Origin of the sequence: Planococcus sp. 107-1 (genome assembly GCF_021513255.1) — a bacterium.
Taxonomy (GTDB): Bacteria; Bacillota; Bacilli; order Bacillales_A; family Planococcaceae; genus Planococcus.
In genome coordinates this window covers 890,848-911,238 of record NZ_CP090977.1, presented here as the reverse complement: position 1 = coordinate 911,238, position 20,391 = coordinate 890,848, and the positions used below count along the sequence as shown (strand labels likewise).

11 protein-coding genes, 3 rRNA genes, 4 pseudogenes and 1 riboswitch are annotated in these 20,391 nt (G+C 47.6%); all 18 genes and pseudogenes read right to left on the bottom strand.

Going from position 1 to position 20,391, the window contains the following annotated elements; all coding sequences use genetic code 11:
- Window positions 1-100 precede the first annotated feature (100 nt).
- The 18 genes and pseudogenes from L0M13_RS04830 to L0M13_RS04745 all read right to left on the bottom strand — a co-directional run bounded on the left by L0M13_RS04830 (window position 101) and on the right by L0M13_RS04745 (window position 19,824).
- Entirely contained in the window at window positions 101-691 is a 591-nt protein-coding gene (locus L0M13_RS04830; RefSeq protein ID WP_235198572.1) for an N-acetyltransferase, read from the bottom strand.
- A 203-nt stretch (window positions 692-894) separates the two neighbouring features.
- Window positions 895-2,150: pseudogene (gene purD, locus L0M13_RS04825) on the bottom strand (phosphoribosylamine--glycine ligase).
- A 16-nt stretch (window positions 2,151-2,166) separates the two neighbouring features.
- Entirely contained in the window at window positions 2,167-3,702 is a 1,536-nt protein-coding gene (gene purH, locus L0M13_RS04820) for a bifunctional phosphoribosylaminoimidazolecarboxamide formyltransferase/IMP cyclohydrolase (RefSeq protein WP_235198571.1), read from the bottom strand.
- 33 nt (window positions 3,703-3,735) lie between these two features.
- Window positions 3,736-4,308: a phosphoribosylglycinamide formyltransferase gene (purN, locus tag L0M13_RS04815; protein WP_235198570.1), complete on the bottom strand. Its 573-nt coding sequence runs from the start codon at window positions 4,306-4,308 to the stop codon at window positions 3,736-3,738.
- The gene (gene purM, locus L0M13_RS04810; protein ID WP_235198569.1) at window positions 4,298-5,359 is read right to left on the bottom strand and encodes a phosphoribosylformylglycinamidine cyclo-ligase; all 1,062 of its coding nucleotides are present in this window, start codon (window positions 5,357-5,359) and stop codon (window positions 4,298-4,300) included. Before purM ends, purN begins: the two co-directional genes overlap by 11 nt.
- A gap of 12 nt (window positions 5,360-5,371) precedes the next feature.
- Window positions 5,372-6,793, bottom strand: a complete 1,422-nt coding sequence (gene purF, locus L0M13_RS04805) for an amidophosphoribosyltransferase (protein WP_235198568.1) — start codon at window positions 6,791-6,793, stop codon at window positions 5,372-5,374.
- Window positions 6,769-8,996, bottom strand: a pseudogene (purL, locus tag L0M13_RS04800) (phosphoribosylformylglycinamidine synthase subunit PurL). Before purL ends, purF begins: the two are co-directional and overlap by 25 nt.
- Window positions 8,980-9,663, bottom strand: coding sequence for a phosphoribosylformylglycinamidine synthase subunit PurQ (gene purQ / locus L0M13_RS04795; RefSeq protein ID WP_235198567.1), 684 nt, complete (start codon window positions 9,661-9,663; stop codon window positions 8,980-8,982). Before purQ ends, purL begins: the two are co-directional and overlap by 17 nt.
- A complete protein-coding gene (gene purS, locus L0M13_RS04790) occupies window positions 9,660-9,914 on the bottom strand; it encodes a phosphoribosylformylglycinamidine synthase subunit PurS (RefSeq protein WP_235198566.1) in 255 nt (84 codons plus the stop codon). The genes purQ and purS overlap by 4 nt, the downstream gene beginning before the upstream one ends.
- A complete protein-coding gene (gene purC / locus L0M13_RS04785; RefSeq protein WP_235198565.1) occupies window positions 9,911-10,627 on the bottom strand; it encodes a phosphoribosylaminoimidazolesuccinocarboxamide synthase in 717 nt (238 codons plus the stop codon). Before purC ends, purS begins: the two co-directional genes overlap by 4 nt.
- A gap of 15 nt (window positions 10,628-10,642) precedes the next feature.
- A pseudogene (gene purB, locus L0M13_RS04780) lies at window positions 10,643-11,937 on the bottom strand (adenylosuccinate lyase).
- Window positions 11,938-11,953: 16 nt separating this feature from the next.
- Window positions 11,954-13,078 (bottom strand): 5-(carboxyamino)imidazole ribonucleotide synthase, encoded by a 1,125-nt coding sequence (gene purK, locus L0M13_RS04775; protein WP_235198564.1) that lies wholly within the window; start codon window positions 13,076-13,078, stop codon window positions 11,954-11,956.
- Window positions 13,075-13,562 (bottom strand): annotated as a pseudogene (gene purE, locus L0M13_RS04770) (5-(carboxyamino)imidazole ribonucleotide mutase). The gene purK and the pseudogene purE overlap by 4 nt, the downstream one beginning before the upstream one ends.
- A gap of 137 nt (window positions 13,563-13,699) precedes the next feature.
- Window positions 13,700-13,799, bottom strand: a riboswitch (purine riboswitch).
- 85 nt (window positions 13,800-13,884) lie between these two features.
- The gene (locus L0M13_RS04765) at window positions 13,885-14,046 is read right to left on the bottom strand and encodes an NETI motif-containing protein (protein WP_260107730.1); all 162 of its coding nucleotides are present in this window, start codon (window positions 14,044-14,046) and stop codon (window positions 13,885-13,887) included.
- Between the two features lie 24 nt (window positions 14,047-14,070).
- Entirely contained in the window at window positions 14,071-14,646 is a 576-nt protein-coding gene (locus tag L0M13_RS04760; RefSeq protein ID WP_397443514.1) for a DUF2179 domain-containing protein, read from the bottom strand.
- Window positions 14,647-14,938: 292 nt separating this feature from the next.
- Window positions 14,939-15,054, bottom strand: a 5S ribosomal RNA gene (gene rrf, locus L0M13_RS04755).
- Window positions 15,055-15,135: 81 nt separating this feature from the next.
- Window positions 15,136-18,071, bottom strand: a 23S ribosomal RNA gene (locus tag L0M13_RS04750).
- A 205-nt stretch (window positions 18,072-18,276) separates the two neighbouring features.
- Window positions 18,277-19,824 (bottom strand): 16S ribosomal RNA (locus L0M13_RS04745).
- Together the 16S, 23S and 5S rRNA genes form the textbook arrangement of a ribosomal RNA operon.
- Window positions 19,825-20,391 lie beyond the last annotated feature (567 nt).

Here is a 20,391-nt window from a genome sequence, read left to right as displayed (position 1 = left end):
AGCATAATAATGCATGAAAATACAGAGAGGACTGGATAATACTAGAACATTCTGACCATAATCAGACACAAAAAATCCACGCCGGGAGCGTGGATTTCACTTATTTTGCAGTTGTTGAATTGAAGGGATCCAAGACATTCTCTTTTTCATCTTTCTTGAATGACAGGACCTTTGAAGTCGGTTCGTACGATTCGCCGTAAAAATGCTCGTCTTTATACGTATGGATGTCCTCATACATTTTCTTCATCGCCTCGAAAATTTCTTCTTCCGATTCGTTGTTCGGCGCCCAGTAAAGGATTTCCATCGAATTCTCTTCACCAGTCGCTAGCGAACGGCGGCAATAGCCGATGGATGCAGCGTGTTGAAAACCTTCTCTAGCATAAAAGCGCAAGCGTTTTTCAGTATCCGTGTCTTCGTAGTTTACAGGTTCCACTTCAAGGATGATCGGCTTGTTCTTGTCTTTCAGCATTTGCAAAGTTTTCTTCCCTAAGCCCATGCCGCGCGATTCTTTAGAAACGAATAAATAATCGACAAACGAGAAAGTCGGGAACTCTGCGTACATCAAGACATGGTATGGTCCTTCGTCTTTATAATAGACACTGCCTTTTTCTTTCAGCAACGTATCCATATGCTCTTTTGATTTCATTTCTTCTACTGGGAAATACTGATTTAGTTTTTCATACCAATTCATAGTTTGTGCTCCTTTCAAATTTGGGTGCCCTGCTGATTTTGTTTCTGGAGTCTTGCTAACTAGTCGTTATGGAGTGTAATTAAGAGGTAAAAGTGGGCAGTTGAAAATCCTCAACTCAATTTTTAATACCCCAAGGGCGGGGAATTAAACAAAAAATGACACATCTCCGATACGAATTTGTGTCATTTATAAGTTTAACATATTCAATTTTGCATTGCACGCCATCCGATGTCTGTCCGGTAGAAGTAGCCAAGCCATTCGAGCTTGTCCAACTCCTTATAGACTTTTTCCTGTGCAGCTAATAGCGACTCGCCTTTAGCTGACACTAGCAGGACACGCCCTCCGTTGCCGACAAAACCTTTATCGGTTTCCCGTGTCCCGGCATGCACCACTTCAACCCCTTGAAGCTCCTCAAAACTTGGCAATAAGATGCCTTTTTCGATTTCACCAGGGTATCCGTCAGCAGCAATGACAACGCCAAGCATGGCCTGGCCGTCCCATTCCAGATCAAATTTCCGACCGTCTAAAATTGCATCCATGAAGGCGCCGAAATCGGATTTCATCTTCGGAAGGACCACTTGCGTTTCAGGATCTCCAAAACGCGCATTGAATTCGATGACTTTCGGACCTTCTTCCGTCAAGATGACGCCAGCATATAAAATGCCGTTGAACGATGTTCCTTCTGCTGCCATTGCACCGATCGCCGGATCGACAATGGTGCCGAATGTCTCTTCTATAACAGTTTCAGAAATTTGGGGTACCGGTGAGTAGGCACCCATTCCGCCCGTATTCGGACCTCTATCGCCGTCAAAAGCACGTTTATGGTCTTGGGAAATCGGCATCGGATAGATTTCGCCATCCTGGACAAACGACATGAACGAAAACTCTTCGCCAGCAAGAAACTCTTCGATTACGACGCGGAACCCGATTCGCCGAACTTTTGGCCTTCGAGCATATCTTTCACGGCAGCGATGGCTTCTTCTTCAGAAGTGGCTACGACGACGCCTTTCCCTGCCGCAAGCCCGTCCGCTTTAATGACAATCGGAGCTCCTGTCGTTCGAATGAATTCAATTGCAGGCTGAACTTCCGTGAACGTTTCATATGCAGCTGTCGGAATGCCGTATTTTTTCATTAATTCCTTGGCAAACGCTTTGCTGCCTTCGATTTTCGCAGCTTCTTTTGACGGTCCGAAAATACGCAGCCCGCGGTCTTTGAAAAAGTCGACGATTCCAGCAGCTAACGGCTGTTCCGGTCCGACAAACGTAAAATCGATGTTCTTCGCTGCCGCAAAATCTGCCAATGCTGCGAAGTCCATTTCGTCAATTCCTACTAATTCTGCATCCGTGCGCATCCCATCATTTCCGGGTGCGGCATAAACTTGTTCGACAGATGCCGAACGAGAAAACTGGCGAACAATGGCGTGTTCTCTTCCGCCTCTTCCGATGACTAAAACGTTCATCTGATCACCCCCTGGCTTAGTGTTTGAAATGGCGAACGCCGGTAAAGATCATCGCAATGCCATATTCATTCGCTTTATCAATTGAATCCTGGTCTTTTTTCGAACCGCCTGGTTGAATAATTGCTTTAATGCCTGCTTTTGCAGCAGCTTCTACCGTATCGGCCATCGGGAAGAAGGCATCCGAAGCCATAACTGCCCCTTGCGCTTTTTCTCCTGCCTGTTCCAAAGCGATTTTCGCAGAGCCTACCCGGTTCATTTGGCCGGCTCCAATGCCTAAAGTCATAGCGGAGTTGCAGACGACAATCGCATTGGATTTTACATGTTTGACAACGCTCCAGCCAAGCTTCAGCGCTTCTAATTCTTCAGCAGTTGGTTCCCGGTCCGTCGCCACTGAAATTTCCGCCTCATCATAGCCGAAAGCATCCGGTTGCTGGACCAAAAGTCCACCCTCCACTGTCACAGTATTCCATTTGTCTTGTTTTGTACGGCTAAAAGGAATCGTCAACAAACGGATGTTTTTCTTCTGCGTCAATAATTCAATCGCCTCTTCCGAGAAAGATGGCGCTATGATGATTTCTAGGAAAATTCCGGCTAATTGTTGAGCCGTTTCCGCATCCACTTCCTGGTTCAACGCAACGATGCCACCAAAAATGGAAGTTGAATCGGCTTCATAAGCTTTATTGAACGCCTCGGAAATCGTTTCACCTGTTCCAACACCGCAAGGGTTCATATGTTTGACTGCTACGGCAGCGGGTTTCGTGAATTCCTTGATGATTTGAAGTGCCGCATTGGCATCTTGGATATTGTTGTAAGATAATTCCTTGCCATGCAATTGATCGGCATGGGCAATTGAAAAATCCGAGCCTAGCGGGCTGCGGTAAAATGCCGCTTTTTGATGCGGATTTTCTCCATAGCGGAGCGGCTGCTGCAATTCATATGTAAGCGTCAGCTGATCCGGATATTCCTCACCTGTCAATTCTGTTAAATAATTGGAGATATACGAATCATATGCAGCTGTGTGGCGGAAAACTTTAGCAGCTAAGCGCCGTCTCGTTTCTGAAGTTGTCTCATTTCCGTTTTGCAACTCGCTAGCCACAATCGCGTAGTCTTCGGAATCAACAATAACCGTCAAATAGGCATGGTTTTTCGCTGCAGAACGGAGCATTGTCGGGCCGCCGATATCGATATTTTCAATCGCATCATCAACCGCTACGCCTGGCTTTGAAATAGTTTCACGGAATGGGTATAAATTAACGCATACAATATCAATTGGGGATATGCCGTTTTCAGCCATTTCATGTTGATGCGTGGCATCGTCATGTTTAGCCAAAAGACCGCCGTGGATTAATGGATGCAAGGTTTTGACGCGTCCGCCCAGAATTTCGGGGAATTTAGTGATTTCATCAACTGCTGTAATCGCCACGCCGTTTTCTTCTAAAAAGCGTTTTGTTCCGCCTGTTGACAGGATTTCATAATCCATTTTTTCCAGTTCCTGCGCAAACTCCAGGATTCCTGATTTATCCGATACACTTAGCAAAGCTCTTTTTTTCACGATACGTCCTCCTATAAATACTGCAGATGGGTGTTACTGATTGAATAATTGCTGCAATGTTGCAGGATATAACTGGTGTTCAATTTCATGGATTTCTTTTTCGATCGCTTCGCGTGTACGTCCGTCAACAGAAAACGATTGCTGGGCAATGATTTTGCCGGTGTCCATTCCCGCATCGACGTAGTGGACAGTCACACCAGCGAATTCAGCACCTGATGCAAGCGTTTGGCCGATGGCATCTTTCCCGGGAAAAGCGGGCAGCACTGAAGGATGAATATTGATGATGCGATTTTCATAAGCCGCAAGCAGAACCGGTCCAATCAATCTCATATATCCTGCCAATACAATCCATTCTACACTTAAACTCTGGAGCTTTTCCTTTAACATCTCTTCATATAACTGTTTTGAATCGTATTGAGACGGGATAAATGCAAAAGATGCCACTCCAAGCTTTTCGGCGCGTTCTAAGACAAAAGCAGTTGGGCGGTCAGTCACAACCAATGCCAATTCCGCCTGCAGCTCGCCTTTTTGAATCGCATCGGCAATCGCTTGAAAATTAGAGCCGTTTCCAGAAGCGAAAACGGCAATCTTTGGTTTATTGTTCATCGAGGGTTCCATCCTGTTCCCCTATAAATTGCACGCCGGACTTGCCGGAAACCTGGCCAATGATATATGCCTGTTCACCGCTTGCTAGGGCTGATGCCACTACCTGATCAGCATCTTTTGCTGCAACAGCCAGTACAAAACCGATGCCTGCATTGAAAACAGAGAACAAATCGCGGTCAGTCAGTGAACCTTTTTCCTGAAGCATGTCGAAAATGCGGAGAACCGGCCAACTGCCGAGTTCAATCTCAGCACCTAAGCTTTCAGGCATCATGCGCGGCAAGTTTTCAATAAACCCTCCGCCAGTTACGTGCGCCATCCCATGAATTTCAACATCGTTCGCGATGGCTGCGACCGTTTTCGCATAAATTTTTGTCGGTGTCAGCAATTCATTGCCAAGCGGCCCTAAATCTTCAAAACCCTCGATAATTTGATCCAGCTGATAATGATGCTGATCAAAGACGATATTGCGTACGAGCGAATAGCCGTTTGAATGGATCCCGCTCGAAGCTAACCCGATCAACACATCTCCCTGCTGGATTTTTTCGCCTGTAACGATCTTGGATTTCTCCGCTGCCCCTACTGCAAATCCGGCGATGTCGTATTCATCTGCTTCATAAAGTCCCGGCATCTCGGCTGTTTCGCCGCCAATCAATGCAGCGCCTGCCTGTACACAGCCATCCGCTACCCCTTTGACAATTTGCTCAATCTTTTCAGGAACCGCTTTTCCAACGGCAATATAGTCGAGGAAAAATAACGGTTCCGCCCCTTGTGCAACGATGTCATTGACACACATCGCCACACAGTCGATGCCGATCGTATCGTGGCGGTCTGCCATGAATGCCAGCTTCAATTTTGTGCCGACTCCATCCGTTCCAGAAACAAGAACCGGTTCTTTCAAATTCAGCTCAGACAAATCGAACATGCCGCCAAAACCGCCGAATGCACCAAGCATCCCTTTACGCGCTGTACGCTCCACATGGGATTTCATTCGATTGACTGCTTCATAGCCTGCTTCGATATTTACGCCTGCCTGTTCATATGCTTTTGACATGCCGGTTCCCCCTTATTTCACTTTCTCTTTTTCATGCGGAAGCACTGTATCCGGGAAAATGTTTGTCGGATACTCCCCTGTAAAGCACGCTAAGCAATGGCCGCATTTTGCTCCAGGGTCGGTACGTCCAATATTTTGCACCATTCCGTCCACTGACAAGAATGTGAGTGAGTCTGCGCCAATGATTTCCCGCATTTCTTCTATCGTATTATTTGCTGCGATCAACTCACCCGAAGTGGAAATGTCGATGCCGTAAAAACAAGGGCTTTTGATCGGCGGTGAACTGATGACCACATGCACTTCCGTCGCTCCCGCATCTTTCAGCAAGTTCACAATTCTCCGCGAAGTCGTTCCGCGCACGATCGAATCATCCACCATGATGACGCGTTTGCCTTTTACGACTTGGCGCACTGGCGACAGCTTCATTTTGACCCCTTGCTCGCGCAAGTCTTGAGAAGGCTGGATAAATGTCCGGCCGACATAGCGGTTCTTGATCAAACCAAGCTCATATGGAATGCCGCTTTCTTCCGAGAATCCGATGGCAGCGGAAATGCTCGAATCCGGAACACCGGTTACGACATCTGCATCGATCTGAACTTCTTTTGCCAACTGTTTGCCGAGGCGCTTTCTCGCTGCATGCACATTGATGCCATCGATATCTGAATCCGGTCGTGAGAAATAAACATATTCCATCGTACAAATAGACCGTTCCTGGGGATAAGCAAAACGTTCAGCCCGCAAGCCGTCATCTGTAATGACCAAAAATTCCCCCGGCTCCACCGAACGGACAAATTCCGCACCGATGATATCAAAAGCACAAGTTTCAGAAGCCACTACCCAAGCGTTGCCCAGCTTCCCAAGAGAAAGCGGACGCAAACCGTTCGGATCAAGTGCGACATACATCGCCTCTTCCTTTAAAATCACACAGGCAAATGCTCCTTTTAATAGAGATAATGCATTTTTAGCTTGCTCTTCAAATGTCGCATAGCCGCTGCGTTTAATGAGATGCGCCAGCACTTCGGTATCAGAAGTGGTTTGGAAGATGCTGCCTTGGCGTTCCAAATGGCTTTTTAGTTCTGTCGCATTGACTAAGTTGCCGTTATGGGAAATAGCTAAGCTGCCGGTAGTCGAGTTGAAGAGCAGCGGCTGGACGTTTTCAATCCCGCTGCCCCCAGCTGTTGCATAGCGGACATGGGCAATCGCCCCTGTCCCGGCAATGCCTTCAATCTTCTCTGGCGTAAACACTTCACTGACCATGCCTTCGCCTTTTAGCGCTTTTAAATAGTTTTTATCTGTTGAGACAATCCCTGCGCCTTCTTGGCCGCGATGCTGCAAAGCATGCAGCCCGTAATACGATAGCTGCGCTGCATTCGTATGGCCCCATATTCCAAAGACGCCGCATTCTTCATTTAAGCTTCTGATTTCAGCAAGCATGGGATAGCTCCTTTCCAAGCTGTGCGAAGGGCTTCGACTGAATCTTGGATCCAAATGGTGCCGTCTTCGCTTTTGATCGTCAATGTCCCGGTATCTGTGACTGTTCCGATTCGCTTGGCATCTGCAACAACTTGTTCGAACGCTTGTGCCTTGTCCGGAGAAACGGTCAAAACAAAGCGCGATTGCGATTCGCTGAATAAAGCCGTAGTGGCTGAACCTGAAAGCGAAGCTTCAATTCCAAGTCCCTTGCCGAACGCTTTTTCTGCCAGTGCGACCGCAACGCCGCCTTCTGCTACGTCATGAGCAGATGCAACGAAGCCGCCTTTGATAGCTTCTAAAATCTGCTGTTGCCGCTGTGCTTCAACCTTCAAATCGATTGCCGGCGCTTTGCCGAAAATCCGGCCTTCTACCATTTTTTGAAGTTCACTGCCGCCGAATTCCGTCAAGCTTTCGCCAATCAAGTAAACGAAGTCTCCTGCACGCTTCGCATCTTGAGTCGTAACATGCGACAGGTCTTCCACTAAACCGACCAAACCGATGGTCGGCGTCGGATAAATTGCCGTGCCGTTTGTTTCATTGTATAAAGAAACGTTCCCGCCAATAACCGGTGCATCAAGAATGGTGCAAGCTTCAGACATGCCATCTGCCGCTTTTTCCAGCTGCCAGAAGATTTCCGGCTTTTCAGGATTCCCGAAGTTCAGGCAGTCCGTGATAGCCAGCGGTTTTGCACCTGAAACGACTACGTTCCGTGCAGCTTCCGCGACCGCAATTTTGCCGCCGGTTTCCGGATCCAAATAGATATAGCGGAGTTGCAATCTGTTGTCATCGCTAAGCCTTTGTTCGTCCCGCGAACACGGATAACCGCTGCATCCGATCCTGGGCTGACGACTGTACTTGTCCGGACTTGATGATCGTATTGATCGTAGACCCATTCTTTTGAAGCGATTGTCGGCTGCTGCAATAGCGCCTTCAATGTTTCGCTGTAGTTTTCCACTTTCGGTTCTGCGTTGTCCATTTGCTGATACTCTTTAAAGTAAGTAGGCACACTTGATGGTTTATGGTAAACGGGCGCATCTTCCGCCAAGGCATCAACCGGCACTTCTGCTACAACTTCCCCTTTATGCACTAAACGCAAAGTCGAATCGTCCGTTACGGTACCAACTGTAACTGCATCCAATCCGTATTTCTCAAACAATTCCACAATCTCAGGTTCACGACCTTTTTTCACGACAATCAGCATGCGTTCCTGCGATTCCGACAGCATCATTTCATAAGCCGTCATTCCTGTTTCGCGCTGCGGCACATGGTCAAGATCCATTTCAATGCCGGATCCCGCTTTTGAAGCCATTTCAGCCGACGAAGAAGTAAGGCCAGCTGCGCCCATGTCTTGAATGCCGACAAGTGCATCGGATTTCACGAGTTCCAGGCATGCTTCAAGCAAGAGTTTTTCCATAAATGGATCCCCCACTTGCACAGCTGGGCGGTTATCGCCCGATGATTCCGTCAATTCTTCCGAAGCAAAAGTTGCACCGTGGATCCCGTCGCGCCCAGTTTTTGCTCCCACATACATCACCGGGTTTCCGACGCCTGATGCTACGCCTTTTTGGATGTCTTCATGATTGATCAAGCCTACACACATCGCGTTCACAAGCGGATTGCCGTCATAAGAATCATCGAACTGGACTTCTCCGCCGACAGTCGGAATGCCGATGCAATTGCCATATCCTGCGATTCCAGCGACTACTTCTTCAAACAGGTATTTAACGCGCGGCGTTGTCAATTCACCGAAACGAAGCGAATTCAACATTGCAATCGGGCGCGCTCCCATTGAGAAGACGTCACGGATGATGCCGCCCACTCCGGTTGCCGCTCCTTGATACGGTTCAATTGCTGAAGGGTGGTTATGGGATTCCATTTTAAAGACCACTGCCTGGCCGTCTCCGATATCCACAATCCCGGCGCCTTCGCCCGGCCCTTGAAGTACACGCGGCGCTTTTGTCGGAAATTTTGCCAAAACCGGTTTTGAATTTTTATACGAACAATGTTCTGACCACATGACCGAAAACAAACCGGTTTCTGTGTAATTCGGCGTTCTTCCTAAAATCTTCTCCACCATGGCAAATTCTGAATCGGATAATCCCATTTGCTGATAGATTTTCTGTTCTTTGATCTGCTCAGTATTTGGCTCAAGCATGACTGACATTTGCTTCCCTCCACTGTTTCACAATTGATTTAAATAGGGCCAAGCCGTCGCTGCCGCCGATCAAATCGGATACAGCACGTTCCGGATGCGGCATCATGCCAAGGACATTCCCGCGTTCATTGACAATCCCTGCGATGTTGTTCCGGCTGCCGTTAAAATCGTCTGCATAGGAAAAGACGATTTGATTGTTCTTTTTCAACTGCTCGTATGTTGCATCGTCGCAATAATAATTTCCTTCGCCGTGAGCGATCGGAATTTGGATTTCCTGGCCTTCTGCGTATTCGTTCGTGAACAGCGTATTGGCATTCTCCACTTTCAAACCGACTGTCTTGCACATGAATTTCAAGTTTTTATTGCGGAGCAAAACGCCTGGAAGCAAGCCCGCCTCCGTCAAAATCTGGAATCCGTTGCAAATGCCGAGAACCGGCTTGCCGGCTTCAACCGCTTTTTTCACTTCATCCATCACTGCTGATGACTGTGCAATGGCACCGCAGCGCAAGTAATCGCCATACGAAAACCCGCCTGGCAATAAAATCCCGTCATAACCGTTTAAATCTGTTGAATCATGCCATACATACTCTGCTTCTTCACCCAGTTCATCCTTGACCGCATGGTACATGTCCAAATCACAATTGGACCCAGGAAATACGATTACTGCGAATTTCATTGCGAGACAGCCTCCTCAATTTCGAAACGGTAATCTTCAATTACCGTATTCGTCAATAACTTCTGGCACATTTCATTTACTAACGCATCAACATCCTGTGCGTCATCCGAGATCATCAATTCCAAGTATTTGCCGATCCGGACGTCTTCAACTTCCGCGTAGCCCATTTTATGAAGAGATCCCATTACTGCAGACCCTTGTGGATCCAATACGCTTTCGCGCAAAGTGACGTAGATTTTTACCTTTTTCATGAATGTTGTCCTCCCAGTTTAGCTAAAATGAGTTCATACGCTTCCGTTAAATTGCCCAGATCCCGGCGAAATACATCTTTATCAAGTTTTTGTTTCGTTTTGGCATCCCACAAACGGCATGTATCCGGTGAAATTTCATCTGCCAATAAAATACGGCCGTCTTGGCCACGGCCAAATTCGATTTTAAAGTCCACTAAATCCACACCGACTTCTTTAAAGAAGCCGATTAAGATTTCATTGACCGCTAGCGCTTTTTCCCGCAATTCCTGAACTTCATCAGTTGTTGCGAGTTCCAGCATTTCAATATGGTCTTCTGTCATAATCGGATCGCCAAGCTCATCATCTTTGTAATAAAATTCGACGATCGGCTTTTTCAAAACGGTTCCTTCTTCTAAACCGAAGCGCTTCGCCATGCTGCCGGCAACGATATTCCGTGTCACCACTTCGACCGGAATGATCGCCACTTGCCGCACGAGCTGCTCATGGTCAGACAATTGTTTAACAAAATGCGAAGCAATGCCCGCCTTCTGCAATCTTTCGAAAATCAATGATGTGATTTTATTGTTCAACATGCCTTTACCGGCAATTTCCGCTTTCTTTTCCCCATTAAAAGCTGTTGCTGAATCTTTGTATTCCACCCATAAAATAGCTTGTTCGTCCGTTGCATATAAGCGTTTTGCCTTGCCTTCGTACAATAGCTGACCTTTTTCCATGTGAGAAGCCTCCGTTTAGTTTAATCCAAGCCGGTTGAAAATCATGTCCACTTGCTGTAAGTGATGGTTATAGTCAAAGCAATCGTCCAATTCTTCTTTAGACAATTGAGATGTAATCGTTTCATTCGCTTCCACGATTTTGCGGAAATGCGTCTGGTTTTCCCACGCTTCCATCGCACAAGGCTGAACCGTGTCATAAGCCGCTTCGCGAGCCATGCCTTTATCGATCAACGCCAACAGCACCGCTGCGAATAAATTAAGCCAAGCGTTGAATCCATATTGCGCTTCATATTCTCAGGGAATACCGTCAAATTCTTCACGATATTCGAGAAGCGGTTCAACATATAGTTCAGCGCAATCGTTGCATCCGGTAAAATCACACGCTCTGCTGACGAATGGGAAATATCGCGTTCATGCCAAAGTGAGACGTTTTCGTAAGAAGTGACCATATAGCCGCGGATTAAGCGCGCAAGGCCCGTCATGTTTTCTGAACCGATCGGATTGCGTTTATGCGGCATCGCTGAAGATCCTTTTTGCCCTTTCGCGAAAAATTCTTCCACTTCACGCGTTTCCGATTTTTGAAGGCCGCGAATTTCTGTCGCGAACTTCTCAATAGACGTTGCAATTAAAGCCAGTGTGCTCATATACTGCGCATGGCGGTCGCGCTGCAAAGTCTGTGTTGAAATCGGAGAAGCGGCTAAGCCTAATTGTTTGCAGACATACTCTTCAACGAACGGATCAATATTGGCATAAGTTCCGACTGCACCTGACATTTTCCCTGTTTCGATCGTCTTCGCTGCCGCTTCAAAGCGTTCTAAATTGCGTTTCATTTCCTCATGCCACAATGCCAGTTTCAAACCGAAAGTTGTCGGTTCTGCATGCACACCGTGCGTACGGCCCATCATAACGGTCATTTTATGTTCTTTGGCTTTATTTGCTAAAACCTCAATGAAATTTGTCAAATCTTTACGGATGATCGTATTTGCCTGTTTGATCAAATAAGATAGGGCTGTATCAACTACATCTGTAGAAGTCAGTCCGTAATGCACCCATTTGCGCTCTTCGCCCAAAGTTTCAGACACGGCACGCGTAAATGCGACAACATCATGGCGCGTCTCTTCTTCGATCTCCAAAATCCGGTCTACTGAAAACGAAGCGTTCTGGCGGATTTTCACAACATCTTCTTTTGGAATATCACCAATTTCAGCCCATGCTTCACAAGCTAAAATCTCCACTTCCAGCCAAGCGTTGTAGCGGTTTTCGTCTGTCCAAATTGCGCCCATTTCGGGTCTTGTGTAACGTGCGATCATAAACAATTTCCTCCAATTATTCCGGCCAAATACCGGATTCGTTGATTTCTTTTAAAGTCCCTTTCAGGTCTTCCGTTAATATTGTAACATGGCCCATTTTGCGCTTATACTTCGCTTCATCTTTGCCGTATAGATGTACTGACCAGTTGGGATACTGCGAAATCTTAGAAGTCAAAGGTGCGACATGCTCGCCAAGAATATTCACCATAATGGTATCTGCCCATAATTTCGGTTCTCTGAGCGGCCAACCACAAATGGCCCGGATATGCTGATGGAACTGTGAGATATTCGTGCCTTCAATGGAGTAATGGCCAGAATTATGAGGGCGCGGCGCCAGCTCGTTCACAAGAATGTCTCCATTCTCCAAAACAAACATTTCAACCGCGAGAGTGCCAATCATCTCCAGATGGCTCGCGATTTTATTCGCAGCATCTTTGGCCTGTTCGATCGTTGCATCCGCGACAGGAGCTGGCACAATCGTTTGGTGAAGAATATGGTCTTTATGGATATTCTCCCCGATTGGCAAAATTTCCATTGCCCCATGGACATTCCGCTGAATAATCACGGAAATCTCTTTCGTAAAATCGATAAAGGATTCGGCCACACAATCCCCGTTCTGGAACAACGGCTCAGCCAATGGCAATTCCTCTTTTGAATGGATGGTTTGCTGCCCTTTGCCGTCATATCCGCCCTTCGCCGTTTTAACCACAAACGGAAAAGTGAGGCCAGCACTTTTCTCTTCTAATTCGCTGTATGTGGAGGCAGTGATATAATCAGCAATCGGAACACCAGCCTCAGAAATCGCTTGTTTTTCAAATATGCGATTTTGCGTTATCCGGATCAGTTCCGATCCTTGGGGAACATAAGCGATTTCACTCAACTTTTCCAAGCCCGCCACATCTATATTTTCGAACTCGTAGGTGATCACGTCACTTGCTTCGGCTAATTCTTCAAGCGCGTGCAAATCATTATAAGGAGCTACGATTTGAATATCCGCAATTTGCCCAGTCGGAGAATCCATGGCCGGATCTAAGACCGCAATTTTAAACCCTGCTTCTTTGGCAGCCATGGCCATCATACGTCCAAGCTGTCCACCGCCGATGATGCCGATTGTTTGCCCTGGAAGAATAATTTTAGTCATTTTAAATCACCTGTGCTTTTTAAGACTTCTTCATGGGTCCGTTTTCTTCTATCTTCTAACGCTTCTGCCGCTGCTGTATCAGTAGTTCCAAGGATTTGTGCAGCTAGTAAGCCTGCATTTACAGCTCCTGCTTTTCCGATTGCTACTGTTGCTACCGGAACGCCCCCTGGCATTTGTACAATGGATAGAAGAGAATCCAAACCATTTAAAGCTTTCGATTGAACAGGAACGCCAATAACCGGTAAAGTCGTTTTTGCTGCAACCATTCCCGGCAAGTGAGCCGCTCCGCCAGCTCCAGCGATAATTACATGCAGCCCTCTTTCTCTTGCCTGTTCTGCATAGCTAAACATTAAATCAGGAGTACGGTGAGCCGAAATCACTTTTTTTCATAGCTTATGTTGAGTTCATCCAAAATATCACATGTATGTTTCATTGTTTCCCAATCGCTTGAACTTCCCATAATGACGCCAATCCGTGGATTCATCACAATACCTCTCCTTTAAAACAAATAAAAGCCCTTAAATAAACTGCTCACATAACGTGAAAAGCAGTTTACTTAAGGACTTTCTCATTAGACGATTTATAAATAATGCCGTAAATAAGCACATTTTCGCCAAGTATCCATAAGTTGCTTTCCCGCATAGTCCAGACATTCCGGTGTCTTGGTAGAAACGCAGAAGCCAATCCTTCTGCATATATGGGGTATCCACAATCATCATAACAAGAGACAACTGAGGAGTCAACGATAAAGTCGAACAATTAAACACCTTACTTCTTAATCGTTCGTCTTTATAACAAATATTTACTTATTCATTTAATTTCATGCCTTTAAACTTCACTATTTGGCGTATAGGAACAGGCTTACCATCAATTTCTTCAAACAACGGCTCATCTTTTCGACCAACGGCCGCATAGCCTTCTCGCTTCATTCGTTCTAAGCAGGCATCCATTGTTTCGTTTTCGCCCACTTCAAACCAGACTGTTTTTCTTACTCATTTAAATAATTTTCCTCTCTTTACTTGTTTCACCCAGAATCCGCCATGGATCGTTTTAGGCTCATACGCAATGATAAATGCTTTTGGATCCAATTCTTTAATAGTAGCGTATAACTGGAGTTCCATTTTCCGTGGTGTCAGGATTTGCATAGAGTGGCGTCCACCTTCCATGCCATTTGCTACCCAATCCGTTACTCCATAGCCTTTCTCCCGCAATTTCTTAGGAAGAAGTGGATCTTCATCACTTGTAATAACATTTACAGTAATATAACCCAATGCCATTTTCTCTTCAATTTTGGATCCGACAATGACACCCGAACCATAACCAATCGCATAGGCTATCAAATTTTGAATTTGATCTAAATTATCCAATACTAATCCTAAACCTACTATATAAATAACCGTCTCCACCATGCTTACAGCTGCCGCTAAATACCGGTACCCCTTTAGCGTCATAATCATTCGGATGGTAAAGAACGAAACATAGACGATATTGATGGAAAAAATAATCAAGACCATTAACCACGGATTAATATCCACTTTTTGCACCCTTTCTTTCCTATAAAGATTCATGTTTCATACTAGTAGAGTTAGTAAGCAATTGCAAGGAACATTAGATAAATTTACTATGATGAACAAAAAATTCTCATGAAAATCAATATCCCGAAATTGGATTGTTCCTTTTAGCAGAAAATTTGCGCATACTGAATATTTAACAGCTAGCTCGAATCATTTTGAAATTGGATAAATCTAATGATGTACGCCTGAGGCAACGATTGAAATTCAACTATATTTTTAAAATAGATACATACAAGAAAAATCACAAAAAAAAGCCGTTACCGGCTACGGTAACGACTTTCCACGTGCCCAGCGACGTCCTACTCTCACAGGGGGAGACCCCCAACTACCATCGGCGCAAAAGAGCTTAACTTCCGTGTTCGGGATGGGAACGGGTGTGGCCTCTTTGCCATCATCACTGGACTATTTTTTTCAGAGTGACTTGTTCACTCAAAACTGGATATTCGACATTGAATACAGGAAACGCGCTCTTCAGAAAGCATTTTGGTTAAGTCCTCGATCGATTAGTATTCGTCAGCTGCACGTGTCGCCACGCTTCCACCTCGAACCTATCTACCTCATCGTCTTTGAGGGATCTTACTTGCTTGCGCAATGGGAAATCTCATCTTGAGGGGGGCTTCGTGCTTAGATGCTTTCAGCACTTATCCCGGCCACACATAGCTACCCAGCGATGCCCTTGGCAGAACAACTGGTACACCAGCGGTGTGTCCATCCCGGTCCTCTCGTACTAAGGACAGCTCCTCTCAAATTTCCTGCGCCCGCGACGGATAGGGACCGAACTGTCTCACGACGTTCTGAACCCAGCTCGCGTACCGCTTTAATGGGCGAACAGCCCAACCCTTGGGACCGACTACAGCCCCAGGATGCGATGAGCCGACATCGAGGTGCCAAACCTCCCCGTCGATGTGGACTCTTGGGGGAGATAAGCCTGTTATCCCCGGGGTAGCTTTTATCCGTTGAGCGATGGCCCTTCCATGCGGAACCACCGGATCACTAAGCCCGTCTTTCGACCCTGCTCGACCTGTACGTCTCGCAGTCAAGCTCCCTTGTGCCTTTACACTCTGCGAATGATTTCCAACCATTCTGAGGGAACCTTTGGGCGCCTCCGTTACTCTTTAGGAGGCGACCGCCCCAGTCAAACTGCCCGCCTGACACTGTCTCCCACCCCGATCAGGGGTGTGGGTTAGAATTTCAATACAACCAGGGTAGTATCCCACCGACGCCTCCTCCGAAGCTGGCGCTCCGGGCTCAAAGGCTCCTACCTATCCTGTACAAGTTGCACCAAAATTCAATATCAGGCTACAGTAAAGCTCCACGGGGTCTTTCCGTCCTGTCGCGGGTAACCTGCATCTTCACAGGTACTATAATTTCACCGAGTCTCTCGTTGAGACAGTGCCCAGATCGTTACGCCTTTCGTGCGGGTCGGAACTTACCCGACAAGGAATTTCGCTACCTTAGGACCGTTATAGTTACGGCCGCCGTTTACTGGGGCTTCAGTTCGCACCTTCGCTTGCGCTAAGCACTCCCCTTAACCTTCCAGCACCGGGCAGGCGTCAGCCCCTATACGTCACCTTACGGTTTTGCAGAGACCTGTGTTTTTGCTAAACAGTCGCCTGGGCCTATTCACTGCGGCTCTCTCGGGCTGTAACACCCTACCAGAGCACCCCTTCTCCCGAAGTTACGGGGTCATTTTGCCGAGTTCCTTAACGAGAGTTCACTCGCTCACCTTAGAATTCTCTTCTCGCCTACCTGTGTCGGTTTGCGGTACGGGCACCTCCCCGCCTCGCTAGAGGCTTTTCTTGGCAGTGTGAAATCAGGGACTCGAGGATGAATCCTCTTGCCGTCACAGCTTAACGTATCAGGAATGGGATTTGCCTCATTCCACGCCTCACTGCTTGGACGCGCACAACCAACGGCGCGCTCACCTTATCCTTCTGCGTCCCCCCATTGCTCAAACGGCGGGGAGGTGGTACAGGAATATCAACCTGTTGTCCATCGTCTACGCCTATCGGCCTCGACTTAGGTCCCGACTGACCCTGAGCGGACGAGCCTTCCTCAGGAAACCTTAGGCATTCGGTGGACGGGATTCTCACCCGTCTTTCGTTACTCATACCGGCATTCTCACTTCTAAGCGCTCCACCAGTCCTTCCGGTCTGACTTCAACGCCCTTAGAACGCTCTCCTACCACGGACCTCAGACGAGGTCCATCCACAGCTTCGGTAATCCGTTTAGCCCCGGTACATTTTCGGCGCAGTGTCACTCGACCAGTGAGCTATTACGCACTCTTTAAATGATGGCTGCTTCTAAGCCAACATCCTGGTTGTCTAAGCAACGCCACATCCTTTTCCACTTAACGGATATTTGGGGACCTTAGCTGGTGGTCTGGGCTGTTTCCCTCTTGACTACGGATCTTATCACTCGCAGTCTGACTCCCAATCATAAATCACTGGCATTCGGAGTTTGTCTGAATTCGGTAACCCGGGATGGGCCCCTAGTCCAAACAGTGCTCTACCTCCAGGATTCTAAACGATTGAGGCTAGCCCTAAAGCTATTTCGGAGAGAACCAGCTATCTCCAGGTTCGATTGGAATTTCTCCGCTACCCACACCTCATCCCCGCACTTTTCAACGTGCGTGGGTTCGGGCCTCCAGTAAGTGTTACCTTACCTTCACCCTGGACATGGGTAGATCACCTGGTTTCGGGTCTACAACTGCATACTCATTCGCCCTATTCAGACTCGCTTTCGCTGCGGCTCCGCCTTCTCAGCTTAACCTTGCATGCAATCGTAACTCGCCGGTTCATTCTACAAAAGGCACGCCATCACCCATTAACGGGCTTTGACTACTTGTAGGCACACGGTTTCAGGATCTGTTTCACTCCCCTTCCGGGGTGCTTTTCACCTTTCCCTCACGGTACTGGTTCACTATCGGTCACTAGGGAGTATTTAGCCTTGGGAGATGGTCCTCCCGGATTCCGACGGAATTTCACGTGTTCCGCCGTACTCAGGATCCACTCGGGAGATCCGAACCTTTCAGCTACAGGGCTGTTACCTTGTCTCGCGGACCGTTCCAGGTCGCTTCGCTTAAATTCGGATTTTGTAACTCCGCAATGAGTGTCCTACAACCCCAAGAGGCAAGCCTCTTGGTTTGGGCTGTTCCCGTTTCGCTCGCCGCTACTCAGGGAATCGCATTTGCTTTCTCTTCCTCCAGGTACTTAGATGTTTCAGTTCCCTGGGTCTGCCTTCTCATGTGCTATGTATTCACACATGGATACCGCCCCATTAAAGGCGGTGGGTTCCCCCATTCGGAAATCTCCGGATCATCGCTCACTTACAGCTCCCCGAAGCATATCGGTGTTAGTGCCGTCCTTCTTCGGCTCCTAGTGCCAAGGCATTCACCGTGCGCCCTTTCTAACTTAACCAAGTGGTTTGTTAAAAAGTGGATCCCAATTGGGATCGTGCTTACATGAATTGCTTGTTTTCATTTGTTTCAATGTCGTTTTATCCAGTTTTCAAAGAACAAGTTTGAAGTCACAAAACAGGCTCACGCCTGAAGGGTGAACCTTCAAAACTGAACGCAAAACGTCAACACAAGATCTAAGATCTTGTTTCCGAATAAATCCTTAGAAAGGAGGTGATCCAGCCGCACCTTCCGATACGGCTACCTTGTTACGACTTCACCCCAATCATCTGTCCCACCTTCGGCGGCTGGCTCCCGTAAGGGTTACCCCACCGACTTCGGGTGTTACAAACTCTCGTGGTGTGACGGGCGGTGTGTACAAGGCCCGGGAACGTATTCACCGTGGCATGCTGATCCACGATTACTAGCGATTCCGGCTTCATGCAGGCGAGTTGCAGCCTGCAATCCGAACTGAGAACGGTTTTCTGGGATTGGCTCCCCCTCGCGGGTTGGCTGCCCTTTGTACCGTCCATTGTAGCACGTGTGTAGCCCAGGTCATAAGGGGCATGATGATTTGACGTCATCCCCACCTTCCTCCGGTTTGTCACCGGCAGTCACCTTAGAGTGCCCAACTGAATGCTGGCAACTAAGATCAAGGGTTGCGCTCGTTGCGGGACTTAACCCAACATCTCACGACACGAGCTGACGACAACCATGCACCACCTGTCACCGCTGTCCCCGAAGGGAAAGCCTTGTCTCCAAGGCGGGCAGCGGGATGTCAAGACCTGGTAAGGTTCTTCGCGTTGCTTCGAATTAAACCACATGCTCCACCGCTTGTGCGGCCCCCGTCAATTCCTTTGAGTTTCAGCCTTGCGGCCGTACTCCCCAGGCGGAGTGCTTAATGCGTTAGCTGCAGCACTAAGGGGCGGAAACCCCCTAACACTTAGCACTCATCGTTTACGGCGTGGACTACCAGGGTATCTAATCCTGTTTGCTCCCCACGCTTTCGCGCCTCAGCGTCAGTTACAGACCAGAAAGTCGCCTTCGCCACTGGTGTTCCTCCACATCTCTACGCATTTCACCGCTACACGTGGAATTCCACTTTCCTCTTCTGCACTCAAGTTCCCCAGTTTCCAATGACCCTCCACGGTTGAGCCGTGGGCTTTCACATCAGACTTAAGGAACCGCCTGCGCGCGCTTTACGCCCAATAATTCCGGACAACGCTTGCCACCTACGTATTACCGCGGCTGCTGGCACGTAGTTAGCCGTGGCTTTCTGGTGAGGTACCGTCAAGGTACCAATAGTTAGTTGGTACGTGTTCTTCCCTCACAACAGAGTTTTACGATCCGAAAACCTTCGTCACTCACGCGGCGTTGCTCCGTCAGACTTGCGTCCATTGCGGAAGATTCCCTACTGCTGCCTCCCGTAGGAGTCTGGGCCGTGTCTCAGTCCCAGTGTGGCCGGTCACCCTCTCAGGTCGGCTACGCATCGTGGCCTTGGTGGGCCGTTACCCCACCAACTAGCTAATGCGCCGCGGCCATCCTGCAGTGACAGCCGAAACCGTCTTTCCGTGAAGCCTCAGGTGAGTCTTCAAACTATTCGGTATTAGCACCGGTTTCCCGGAGTTATCCCGATCTGCAGGGCAGGTTGCCCACGTGTTACTCACCCGTCCGCCGCTAAACGCTTGGAGCAAGCTCCAAGTGTTCCGCTCGACTTGCATGTATTAGGCACGCCGCCAGCGTTCGTCCTGAGCCAGGATCAAACTCTCCATTATAGAGTAGTATTGATTGCTCAATGCTGGCGCATCGCCGTCTCCGAAAAGACGCGCGATTCGCTTTGATCTGGCTAAGCCTGATCAGTAAGTTGTGGCGCGGGACCCGAAGGTCCGTTGCCGATATTGTTGACGTTTTGCTGTTCAGTTTTCAAGGTTCATGTTGTCACTGCTTTTTCTCAGCAACTTTATTAGTATAGCTCAATTCAATTTCGATGTCAACAGTTTTATAAATTTTATAATTCCGTTTCAATCAAGTTGTTTTGAGGACGCTTATTAATATACCAAGGCTGATTGTCTTTGTCAACAAACTTTGGGTAACCGACAAAAAAATAATAAACCGATTACACTTCTTATTATAACAGAAAATTCTATAAATAAAAATTACAAAACTGTTACAAAAATGAATGGGATATTCCCCTTTACATAGAATCTTTTAACGTATCCTTATGCTTATCTTCCTGCGCTTTATTCTCTTTATGTACCTTCACTTCCATTCCCGCCTTCATCTTATAAATCTTCAGTGCGAAGAGACGTTCAATTGTAGTTGACCCGGCTCCTATTGAAATG